The sequence below is a fragment of the Bacteroides sp. DH3716P genome (genome assembly GCF_025914115.1).
Lineage (GTDB): Bacteria > Bacteroidota > Bacteroidia > Bacteroidales > Bacteroidaceae > Bacteroides > Bacteroides ovatus.
On sequence record NZ_CP083673.1, the window covers coordinates 4,837,814 to 4,850,318 of the forward strand.

9 protein-coding genes and 1 riboswitch are annotated in these 12,505 nt (G+C 40.2%); all 9 genes read left to right on the forward strand.

The features are described from left to right. The first annotated feature begins 32 nt into the window (after nt 1–32). The 9 genes from KQP79_RS18220 to KQP79_RS18260 all read left to right on the forward strand — a co-directional run bounded on the left by KQP79_RS18220 (nt 33) and on the right by KQP79_RS18260 (nt 12,433). Entirely contained in the window at nt 33–722 is a 690-nt protein-coding gene (locus KQP79_RS18220; protein WP_004300631.1) for a response regulator transcription factor, read from the forward strand. 27 nt (nt 723–749) lie between these two features. Continuing rightward, the gene (locus tag KQP79_RS18225) at nt 750–2,531 is read left to right on the forward strand and encodes a sensor histidine kinase (RefSeq protein WP_004311246.1); all 1,782 of its coding nucleotides are present in this window, start codon (nt 750–752) and stop codon (nt 2,529–2,531) included. A gap of 157 nt (nt 2,532–2,688) precedes the next feature. Continuing rightward, complete coding sequence (locus tag KQP79_RS18230; RefSeq protein ID WP_004304184.1) at nt 2,689–3,633, forward strand: DUF5106 domain-containing protein; 945 nt, start codon at nt 2,689–2,691, stop codon at nt 3,631–3,633. Between the two features lie 770 nt (nt 3,634–4,403). Then, nucleotides 4,404–4,604, forward strand: a riboswitch (cobalamin riboswitch). 183 nt (nt 4,605–4,787) lie between these two features. Continuing rightward, nucleotides 4,788–6,833 carry a TonB-dependent receptor plug domain-containing protein gene (locus KQP79_RS18235; protein ID WP_061447521.1) on the forward strand — a complete coding sequence of 682 codons (2,046 nt, stop codon included), beginning with the start codon at nt 4,788–4,790 and terminating at the stop codon, nt 6,831–6,833. A gap of 19 nt (nt 6,834–6,852) precedes the next feature. After that, nucleotides 6,853–8,865: a YncE family protein gene (locus KQP79_RS18240; protein WP_004304186.1), complete on the forward strand. Its 2,013-nt coding sequence runs from the start codon at nt 6,853–6,855 to the stop codon at nt 8,863–8,865. 49 nt (nt 8,866–8,914) lie between these two features. Continuing rightward, nucleotides 8,915–10,225, forward strand: coding sequence for a DUF5074 domain-containing protein (locus tag KQP79_RS18245; RefSeq protein ID WP_004304187.1), 1,311 nt, complete (start codon nt 8,915–8,917; stop codon nt 10,223–10,225). A 218-nt stretch (nt 10,226–10,443) separates the two neighbouring features. Continuing rightward, nucleotides 10,444–11,817, forward strand: coding sequence for a tryptophanase (locus KQP79_RS18250; protein ID WP_061447522.1), 1,374 nt, complete (start codon nt 10,444–10,446; stop codon nt 11,815–11,817). An 80-nt stretch (nt 11,818–11,897) separates the two neighbouring features. Then, nucleotides 11,898–12,200, forward strand: a complete 303-nt coding sequence (locus KQP79_RS18255; RefSeq protein WP_004300639.1) for a GNAT family N-acetyltransferase — start codon at nt 11,898–11,900, stop codon at nt 12,198–12,200. Between the two features lie 8 nt (nt 12,201–12,208). Beyond that, complete coding sequence (locus KQP79_RS18260) at nt 12,209–12,433, forward strand: (4Fe-4S)-binding protein (protein ID WP_004300640.1); 225 nt, start codon at nt 12,209–12,211, stop codon at nt 12,431–12,433. Nucleotides 12,434–12,505: the final 72 nt, after the last annotated feature.

Here is a 12,505-nt window from a genome sequence, read left to right on the forward strand (position 1 = left end):
ACTTTGTCATATCACATTAATACATACATCTTATGAACGATTACCGTATTCTAGTTGTCGACGATGAAGAAGACCTCTGTGAGATTCTGAAATTCAATCTTGAAAACGAAGGTTATGAAGTTGATACTGCAAACTCTGCTGAAGAAGCAATGAAGATGGACATCAGCAGCTATCACTTGATTCTCCTCGATGTGATGATGGGAGAAATCTCCGGATTCAAAATGGCGAACATCCTGAAAAAAGACAAGAAAACAGCTAAAGTGCCTATTATCTTTATCACAGCAAAAGATACCGAAAACGATACTGTGACCGGATTCAACCTGGGAGCAGACGATTATATTTCAAAACCTTTCTCGCTGCGTGAAGTCATCGCCCGTGTGAAAGCCGTATTAAGACGCACAGTGACAACGGAAACGGAAAGAGTCCCCGAACGTCTTACTTATCAGTCGCTCGTTATTGACATCACAAAGAAAAAAGTAAGTATCGACGATGAAGAAGTGCCATTGACCAAAAAAGAATTTGAGATCTTGCTTCTGCTGGTACAGAATAAAGGACGTGTATTTTCCCGTGAAGACATCCTGGCCCGCATCTGGAGTGACGAAGTGTACGTGCTCGACCGTACTATCGACGTAAACATCACCCGTCTACGTAAAAAGATTGGGGTATACGGCAAATGCATTGTCACCCGTCTCGGATATGGATACTGTTTTGAAGCTGAATAAATAATTATGCCGAATTAAATAGTTATTATGAACCTGCCTGTAACTCAAAAGCATTTTCTTTCTTTTAGCCGAAAACTTTTCCTTTCGGTTATTTCACTATTCCTGGTATTTGCCATTTGTTTTATTGCGTACCAGTATCAACGTGAACGGGAATATAAAATAGAACTGCTAAACACCAAACTGCAAGATTACAACAGCAGGCTCTACGAACAACTGGAGAATCAACCTCTTGACAGTGAAATCATCGACGGTTATATCAATAACCATATCCTGGAAGACTTGCGTGTAACCCTTATTGATGCTCAAGGAAATGTTGTTTACGACAGCTATCCAAGTCATAATAACCAGATGGAGAACCACCTGAACCGTCCGGAAGTACAGAAAGCCATAAAACATGGCAACGGATATGATGTACGCCGTACTTCCGAGACAACCGGAGTTCCCTATTTCTATTCGGCCACTCATTATAAAGATTATATTGTCCGTTCGGCTTTACCTTACAATGTCAGCCTCATCAACAACCTGCAAGCAGACCCGCACTATTTATGGTTTACCGTAATCGTGACCTTATTATTAATGATTATCTTCTACAAATTCACCAACAAACTGGGGACTTCCATCAGCCAGCTCCGTGAATTTGCGATGCGCGCCGACCGGAACGAGCCTATCGAAATGGCTATGCAATCCGCCTTCCCGCACAACGAACTGGGAGAAATATCACAGCACATCATTCAAATCTACAAACGACTGCACGAAACCAAAGAAGCTCTCTACATTGAACGTGAAAAGCTAATCACCCACCTTCAAATCTCACACGAAGGACTAGGTATATTTACTAAAGACAAAAAAGAGATTCTTGTCAACAATCTTTTCACCCAATACAGTAACCTGATTTCAGACTCCAACCTGGAAACAACAGAAGAAGTCTTTGCCATCAGCGAACTGCAAGAGATCATTCATTTTATCAATAAGAATCAGCAAGAACGTTCGAGAGGAAAAGGTGAAAAACGAATGTCTGTCACCATCAATAAGAATGGACGGACATTTATCGTAGAATGTATCATCTTCCAGGATGCCAGCTTCGAGATTTCCATCAACGACGTTACCCAGGAAGAAGAACAGGTTAGACTCAAACGCCAACTGACCCAGAATATCGCCCATGAGTTGAAAACTCCCGTCAGCAGTATCCAAGGGTATTTGGAAACCATTGTCAGCAATGAAAATATTCCACGCGAGAAGATCAACGTATTCCTCGAACGTTGTTATGCACAAAGCAACCGTTTAAGTCGGTTATTACGCGACATCTCCGTACTCACCCGCATGGATGAAGCCGCCAGCATGATCGACATGGAACGGGTAGACATCAGTGTGTTGGTAGGTAACATCATCAACGAAGTATCGTTGGAGCTTGACGAAAAACATATTACAGTCGTCAACTCCTTAAAGAAGAGTATACAAATCAAAGGAAATTACTCACTACTTTATTCCATCTTCCGTAATCTAATGGACAATGCCATCGCATACGCCGGAAGTAATATCCAGATCAATATCAACTGTTTCCGTGAAGATGAGAATTTCTACTATTTCAGCTTTGCCGACACAGGTATTGGAGTATCTCCCGAACATCTGAATCGTCTCTTCGAACGTTTCTACCGGGTAGACAAAGGTCGTTCACGGAAAGTAGGTGGAACAGGACTGGGACTAGCTATTGTGAAGAACGCCGTCATCATCCACGGTGGCAGCATCTCCGCCAAGAACAATCAGGGAGGCGGGCTGGAATTTGTATTTACATTGGCAAAGGAGAAGTAAAATCAGGAGTTATCCTGCAAAACTTGTCTAATCAAAAAAACTAACAGAAGAGAACGCAGCAAAATAAAAGGAAGAAAAATTCTTTGAATAAAGTAGAAAGGACATTATCTTTGTCACCAATGTAATCTACATAAATTCAATGTAATAATTGTTAGTTATGAAAACAAACATCCATATTCTTCCAGCTATATGCATCCTTTGCCTTTGTGCCTGCAAAAGCGGCAACGCTTCCAGTCTGAACAAAAATGATGTAATACAAGACACCATTAAAACCTTTACATTGCCTGCCATCCCCCCAATGATGACAGCCCCGGAACAACGGGCAGACTTTCTGGTAAAACACTATTGGGATAACGTCAACTTCGCCGACACTAATTACATCCACCACCCCGAAGTGACCGAACAAGCTTGGGCGGATTATTGTGACATACTGAATCACGTCCCGTTGGAAACTGCACAAGAAGCCATGCGGAAAACAATCGAACAAACGAATGTAGACAAAAAAGTATTCACCTACATCACCGACCTGGCGGATAAATATTTATACGACCCCAACTCCCCCATGCGTAACGAAGAATTCTATATTCCCGTATTAGACGCCATGTTAGCTTCTCCCTTGTTAGAGGAAATTGAGAAAGTACGTCCTAAAGCCCGCCGGGAATTAGCACAGAAAAACCGTATCGGAACCAAAGCCCTGAACTTCAGCTACACATTAGCTTCCGGCGCACAAGGCTCCCTCTATCAACAGCAAGCCGACTATATCCTCCTATTCATCAACAACCCCGGCTGTCATGCCTGCACAGAAACAATAGATGCCCTGAAAAACGCACCTATCATCAACCGACTTTTGGGACAAAAGAAACTAACAGTCCTCTCTATCTACCCTGACGAAGAGTTGGACGAATGGAGAAAACACCTGAATGAATTCCCCAAAGAATGGATCAACGGATATGACAAGAAATTTGCCATCAAAGAACAACAACTATATGATTTGAAGGCTATCCCCACCCTCTACCTTTTAAACAAAGAAAAGACCGTGCTCCTAAAAGACGCCACCGCACAAGCTATCGAAGAATACTTAACTAATGTTGAACTAGAGTAAAACGATACAAAAATGAGGGTGTTCGGAGAGGGCTGTACAAAGCGCTGAAACGCCCACCAGTAAAGGGGGAAAAGCCAATGAAAACCAGTAGAGTAGAGAAGAGTAAAGAAGAGTAAGTAAAAGTATTATTTCTGTTATAAACAACAGCAATAATACTGGGCAGAGAAGATGGCTTTGGATGCTGCCGTTGTCGGTTCGGACCACTTCGTCGGTGCCGTTTCTGTTCCCGTGTCCCTCATGAACTGTTCGTCCGGCAGATAACCGACTTTTGTCTGGTAGGTTGTTGATGCTCGCCCGGTGGGTAACGGACATTCACACGGTAGGTAACGTACGTTTGTACGTTAGGTAAATTCTATATTATTTCTCGGGCTACCACTTCAATACTTGTTTGCTAAAGTATCATTTGCTTCAAAACCATACCGAAATGAATTAGTTCAAAACCGTGCAGTAAGGAACAAAATAGGTGGATACCGCTGCATCCACCTATAAAAAACGACCAATTATGTTTCAATAAATCTGTTTCATACGTCCAACGTTGGACATAGACAAAGATACTTTTTAAAAGCTAATCTTATGTCAAACAAATAAAAAAAGGCGGGCAACTCAATACCCGCCTCTAAAATCCGCTAATTTGGTAAATTTTGTAATAAGTGACAGTCTCATTTACAAAAATACAGAAAATATCGAAAAAAACAAGTTGGTTCTTTCTCTTTCGTATCAGGACGAAAGAAAAAGAATATCCCCCAACTTGGAAAAAACAAATAAACTCCCTATCTTTGTCCCGCATTGGTTTGCGACTCCCTTACGGGGGAAGCAATTAAAAGGGAATCAGGTGTAAATCCTGAACAGTCCCGCTGCTGTAAGTTCCATGCATGTTACAAGCAATTCACTCATTGCCACTGGAGAATAATCTGGGAAGGCGTTTGTAACAGGAATAAGTCAGAAGACCTACCATGCAATTATGTTTCACTGCTTTCGAGGAAAAAGCGTTGAGTCTAATGAACCGGACAAGTCGTCTATCATTTCATTCATCACTCTAATTCAGAGAAAGTGTGTTAAAACGAATAAACTCTGCCAAGTTTATTTATGCGTGTCCGGTCGAAGGGATTTCGCCCGGACACTTTTAAATAGCAACAGACTGAAATAAGGAATAAATGAAAGAGAGAACATTTAAGAAAATGATCTTTGCAGTATTCTGCTGCCAATTCTTATCCATACCACTTTTTGCACAACAGCAAAAGGTAGATACGACACATACATATTCTATTCCTGAAATAACAGTATCAGATATCTATCAGACTCGCGAAGTACGTTCTACCGCTCCCCTGCAAGTATTCTCCAAAGACGCCCTGAAAAACCTGCACGCCCTGCAAGTATCCGACGCAGTGAAACACTTTGCCGGAGTGACCGTAAAAGACTACGGAGGTATTGGCGGACTAAAAACAGTATCCATACGAAGCCTGGGAGCACAACATACCGCTGTTGGCTATGACGGGATCACCCTAACCGATTGCCAAACGGGACAAATCGACATCGGGCGTTTCTCGCTTGATAATGTTGACCAACTCTCTTTAAGCAATGGTCAAAGCGACAACATTTTCCAGCCCGCCCGCTTCTTTGCAGCAGCAGGTATCTTGAATATCCAGACACTCACTCCCCGCTTTGAGAAAGAAAAAACAACCAATATAAGTGCATCTTTCAAAACCGGTTCATGGGGGCTGGTCAATCCCTCCATACTATTAGAACAACAATTAAACTCCAAATGGACGGTATCAGCCAATGGTGAATGGATGTCTTCCGATGGACATTATCCATATACTCTACACTATGGAGATGCAAAAGAAGATCTGACCTCTCGTGAAAAGCGAAAGAATACAGACGTGCAGACTTTTCGTGCTGAAGCGGGACTTTATGGCATTTTTTCTGATAAAGAACAGTACCGACTTAAAGCATATTATTTTCAGTCTTCCAGAGGACTACCCAAAGCCACCACTCTTTACAATGACCATTCTCTACAACAATTGTGGGATAAAAATACATTTGTACAAAGCCAATACAAAAAAGAATTCAGCCGCCAATGGGTATTTCAATCTTCTGCCAAATGGAACTGGAGTTATCAGCGTTATCTGGACCCAGACACTCCAAATTCTAAAGGTAAGACAGAAAACAGTTATTATCAACAAGAGTATTACCTCTCTGCTTCTGTCCTCTACCGGATGTTGGACAATCTTTCATTCTCTCTTTCTACAGATGGAAGCATCAATACAATGAATGCTAATCTTAATGAGTTTGCACAACCTACACGTTATTCATGGTTGACAGCTTTTGCGGGGAAGTACATGAATGATTGGCTAACAATCTCTGCATCAGCTTTAGCAACAATTATCAACGAGGATGTAAAAGAAGGGGGTAGTGCCGGCAACCATCGTAAATTAACACCGTATATAAGTGCTTCATTCAAACCATTTTATCACGAAGAATTCCGTATTCGCTTCTTTTATAAAGACATTTTCCGTTTACCTAGTTTCAATGATTTATATTATCAGGAAGTGGGAAACACTAAATTAAGACCGGAAAACGCACGACAATACAACGTAGGTCTGACATATAGCAAAAACGTATGTCCGTTCTTACCTTATTTATCTGCCACAATCGATGCATATTACAACAAGGTGACAGATAAAATCATCGCCTACCCAACTAAGAATCTTGCCGTATGGAGTATGAGAAATTTGGGTGAGGTTGAAATCAAAGGAATTGACGCCACGGGTAGTTTATCTCTTCAGCCCTGGGAAAGAATCCGTATTAATCTCTCCGGTAATTATACCTACCAACAAGCTTTGGATATAACTAATTCTGACCCCACTACCGAAGCAGGGAGGACTTACAAACATCAGATAGCTTATACTCCTCGTGTATCCGGTTCGGGACAAGCCGGCATCGAAACACCGTGGATCAACTTTTCGTATTCATTCCTCTTCTCTGGGAAACGGTATGTGCAGAATGAAAATATAGCCGAGAATAGTATGGAGGGTTATAGCGATCATAGTATTTCAATAAGTCGCAGTTTTCACATTCTAAAAACTCATACTTCAGTCAGTGTAGAAGTACTAAACATAGCCAACAAAAACTATGAGATTGTGAAAAACTTCCCCATGCCAGGGCGCTTCGTCAGAGCAACTTTAAATATAAGATATTAAGAATAAAAGCAGGTAAATTATGAATATAAGAACAAAAATATTATATATATATCAGACACTATTTTGCGCATTCCTGTCACTCTTCGTAGCTTGCGATGACTTAGAAGACAAGTCGACTTCAACAACCATAGATGGTAATATTACAGAAACCGGAACAGCCGAAATATACATATTAAGTGAGGGTTTGTTCAACTTGAACAATAGTTCATTAGCTAAATATTCATTCAAAAGCAACAAACTAGTCAAAAACTATTTTAAAGACTTGAATAAGCGTGGGCTAGGTGATACAGCCAACGACATTGTACTCTACGGAAGTAAACTGTATATTGTAGTGAATGTATCAAGTACCATTGAAGTGATTGACTTCCAAACAGGTATATCGATCAAACAAATCCCCATGTTTACGGATAATGGAAGTTCCAGACAACCACGCCATATCGCTTTCTATGAAAACAAAGCATATGTATGTTCGTTTGATGGAACAGTAGCACGTATTGATACGACTTCGCTGCAAATAGAAAGTTTCACAAAAGCCGGAAGAAATCCGGAAAACATTTGTGTTAAGAATAAGAAATTGTATGTCTCCAACTCTGGAGGATTAGACTATTCGGAAGGATTAGGGGTAGATAATACTGTCTCCGTTATCGACATCGAATCTTTCACCGAAATAAAAAAGATAGAAGTTGGTCCTAACCCCGGCTGTATTTCACCAGGACCGGACGAAGCGGTCTATGTGGCAACTTATGGAAGCAATATTGCAGACGGAGATTTTAACTTTGTGAAGATTAATAGCCAAACGGACGAAGTAGAACGCATTTATAACGAAAAAGTGATGAACTTTGCCATCGATAATAACAACATAGCCTATCTATATAATTATAATTACAATACCGAAGCATCGTCTATCAAAGTACTAAACTTAAGAACCGGAGAGACGATACGGGAGAATTTCATCACAGATGGAACTAAGATTAGTACTCCATATAGCATTAATGTCAACCCTTATAGTGGTAATGTGTATATCACAGAAGCATATAGCTATACGATAACCGGAGATGTATTATGTTTCAATACAAACGGTCAATTATTATTCAGATTAAACCGTATCGGTCTCAATCCCAACAGTGTCATATTTAGCCAAAAAGCATCGACTGGGGATAGTGACGGAGAAGAATCCGACCCGAATGCCCCCTCTGCTTTTGCCAATAAAGTATTAGACTACAATCCGGCTCCCAGTCAATATATGAATACTGTTACCACTGCTTATAAAGAGAATTATACCGCTGAAGAGGTTAGAAAATATGCAGAAGAACAATTGAAAGATACCGACCTATGCTTGATTAGTCTTGGAGCATATGGTGGTTATATCACAGTAGGATTCGATCATACCGTTCCTAATGTCCCGGGTGAATACGATCTTAAGATATATGGTAACGCATACTATGATATGTTCGGAACATTGACCGGTGCTCTCGGGGGAAGCGCTGAACCTGGTATTGTATTAGTGTCCAAAGACACTAATGGAAATGGATTAGCAGATGATGAATGGTATGAACTGGCAGGAAGTGAATATAACTCTCCTGCTACGACCAAAAATTATACAATCACATATTATCGCCCATCCTCTCCGAAAGAAGATGTTAAGTGGACTGACAATAAAGGTAATGAAGGATATGTATATCGGAATGATTACCATACAACAAATTCTTATTACCCAGCATGGATAAAGGAAGATCAAATCACATTCCACGGAAGTCGTCTGAAAGATAATACAGTGAATGAACCGCATGAAAATATGCCCGAACATTGGGTGGGTTATTGTTATGCCTGGGGATATGCCGATAATCATCCGAATGGAGAAGAACAATGTAAATTCAAAATAGACTGGGCAGTAGATAAGAACGGAAATCCTGTCGTATTAGATGGAATCGATTTTGTAAGAATCTATACGGCAGTCAACCAAAATAGTGGATGGATGGGAGAAATCTCCACAGAGCTACAGGCCGTTGAAGATTTACACTTCAAGAAATAGAAAGACAATAAACTATATATAATTTATTAATTCAAGAAAAATGAAGAAAATGAAATTCTTAATCAGCCAACTTTATCTGTTGGCATTATTCGCACTGCCATTTGTTTCAACATCATGTAGTGATGACGATGACAATAGCACAAAAGTAGAAATTTCCAGTTTAGGTGTAGAAGATGGAACTACTATAGTAACAGGACAAATTATTCAACTTGAAGCTCAATTAAGCAACCCACAAGGAGAAGTTCATTACTCATGGTCAACAGCTGGAAAGGAAGTCTCTACCCAAAGCACTTATACTTTTCAAAGTGATGTCACAGGAACTCACACGATAACGCTAACTGTAACAGCCAACAATGAAGCGCAGGAAAAAAGTATTAATATAATAGTCGTTAAACCACCATTCTATGTTATTAATGAAGGTCAAGGCAAAGGTTCTGTTAATAGATACAAACAGGAACAATGGCAATATAATATAGTAGAAGGACTAGGAGTAACTTCAACTGTAGGTATTATCAATAACGGTTATATGTATATCGTTAGTAAACAAAGTCCTTTCCTTGTTAAAATGAATTTGGAAAATAACCAAATTGTGAATAAGATAGAAGACGGGTTGGACCAAAATGCACAAGGACAAAACTTTTGCATTGTTAATAATGAAACTGGTATTCTTACGACTAGTAATGGAGCATTCAAAGTTAATTTAAAGCAATTGACATTAGGTGAAAAGTTATCAGGTTTAGATGCAGTTAGCAGCGATAATGAAGATATATATAAAACAGACAAATACATATTCATTAGCAGCAAAAACACAATTAAAGTATATAATACCAATGATCTTTCCTTTAAACAAGACATAGCCTACCAAATAAAAACAGGATTCGCCCAAACCAAGGATGGCACATTATGGGGCGCAAATGGTAACAAATTAATTAAAATTAATGTAGAGACATTAGATTATGAAGAAGTTGAATTACCTAACGGACTTAGTGTTTTTTATAATCAGTGGGGCTATACTCCTACAGGCTTATGTGCATCTATAACAGAGAATGCATTATATTTAGTACAAATGTTTGAAGAAGGTTACAGTGTATATGGCAAGAACATTTATAAATATAATGTAGAAACAAAAAATGCTACCCTATTCTTCTCTGCTCCCGCTGCTGATAAATCGGTATATGGAGCAGGTGTTCAAGTCGATCCCAGAAATGGAGATGTATATATTATCTATACAGAAGACGGATGGTCGACACATTATTTAAATACTAATATTTACATAGCAAATGGAGTCACTGGTACTCAAAAAGAAGTAATTGATTATACTGGTACTTATTGGTTCCCATCGACTATAGCCTTTCAATAAACATAGTACTACATTAGAAATCATCCTATAATTTTAAAGAGTCAGATATTCCCAATGGAAGTCTGACTCTTTTCATTTCTCCACCCACTATATTTTGATTTCCTACTATTTCACAAAAAGGCATCCGCATCAGCCAAACTTACAAAAGGTCATCATATATTTGTTAATCACGCATATTTTAGCTACATTCGTCGTTCAAAACTATTAAATCTACAACAATGAAATTACCTTTTGCTGAATCATGGAAAATCAAGATGGTAGAACCCATCCGGAAAAGCACACGTGAAGAGCGCGAGCAATGGATTAAAGAAGCACATTATAATGTCTTTCAACTCAAATCAGAACAAGTTTATATCGATCTCATCACCGACTCCGGCACCGGAGCGATGAGCGACCGCCAATGGGCGGGAATGATGCTAGGTGATGAAAGCTATGCCGGAGCGACCTCATTCTTCAAGTTGAAAGAGATGATTACGAAACTAACAGGATTTGAATACATCATACCAACCCATCAGGGACGTGCCGCTGAAAATGTTCTTTTCTCTTATTTGGTACATGAAGGAGATATTGTGCCCGGCAACTCACATTTTGACACCACCAAAGGCCACATCGAGGGACGTCATGCCATCGCATTAGACTGCACCATCGATGCAGCCAAACAAACCCAACTAGAAATATCGTTTAAAGGAAATATAGACCCTGATAAATTACAGAAAGCCCTCACAGAATACGCTGAACGGATTCCTTTTATCATCGTCACCATCACCAACAATACAGCCGGAGGACAACCCGTCTCCATGCAAAACCTGTACGAAGTACGTGCCATCGCCGACAAATATGGCAAACCCGTACTTTTCGACTCTGCACGTTTTGCCGAGAATGCCTACTTCATCAAAATGCGCGAAGAAGGTTACCGAGACAAAACGATCAAAGAAATCACACGGGAAATGTTCTCTCTTGCCGATGGCATGACAATGAGCGCCAAGAAAGACGGAATCGTCAATATGGGAGGATTTATTGCCACGCGACGTGCAGACTGGTATGAAAGTGCAAAAGGCTTCTGTGTACAATACGAAGGCTATCTCACCTACGGAGGCATGAACGGACGGGATATGAACGCCCTCGCCATCGGACTGGACGAAAACACCGAATTCGACAACCTCGAAACACGTATCAAACAAGTGGAATACCTGGCAAAGAAACTGGATGAATACGGAATCCCTTACCAACGCCCAGCCGGAGGACACGCTATCTTCATTGATGCGCCTAAAGTCCTGACACATGTTCCTCGAGAAGAATTCCCGGCACAGACGCTAACTATAGAGCTCTACCTGGAAGCCGGTATCCGTGGATGTGAAATCGGTTATATCCTTGCCGACCGTGATCCGGTGACCCATGAAAATCGCTTTAACGGCCTTGACCTACTTCGTCTCGCAATCCCCCGCAGAGTATATACCGACAATCACATGAATGTAATAGCTGCCGCCCTCAAAAATGTATACGAACGCAGAGAAAGCATCACTCATGGAGTACGTATCGCCTGGGAAGCTCCCTTAATGAGACACTTCACAGTTCAATTGGAAAGACTATAAACTTGGAGAATATTTGTTCGCGTAAAACAAAAGTGTTCCCCAAGTGTTTATATTATAATCGAACTTAATACGTAAAAATTATGGCAGAAGATTATAAATTAATAGACAACGAAGAAAAGCATAGGTATGAATTTCAGATCGATGGCAAAATAGCTGAAATAGACTATATCAAATCAAACAATGGAGAAATATACCTTGTACATACCGAAGTACCCGCCTCATTAGGCGGCAAGGGAGTAGGCTCACAACTTGCGGAAAAAGCATTGGCAGACATCGAGCGACAAGGTCTACGCCTGGTACCGCTTTGCCCGTTTGTAGCCGGATATATTCACAAACATCCGGAATGGAAGCGAATTGTAATGCGTGGTATTCATATTAAATAAATACATATATGGGAAAAAAAATTGAATATACTAATGGTGAACTGACCATTGTGTGGCAGCCTGAATTATGTCAGCACGCCGGAATATGTGTAAAGATGCTACCCAATGTTTATCATCCCAAAGAAAGACCCTGGGTGCAGATTGAAAATGCGACAACAGAAGAATTAATTGCACAAATCGGCAAATGTCCGTCAGGAGCATTGAGCTATCGACTTAATAAAAAAGAGAAATAACCCAATAGTGAAAGACTTCGCCTGAAAGGCTTTGAATTCATAAAAATGAGATTGCTTCAAAATAAAAAAATG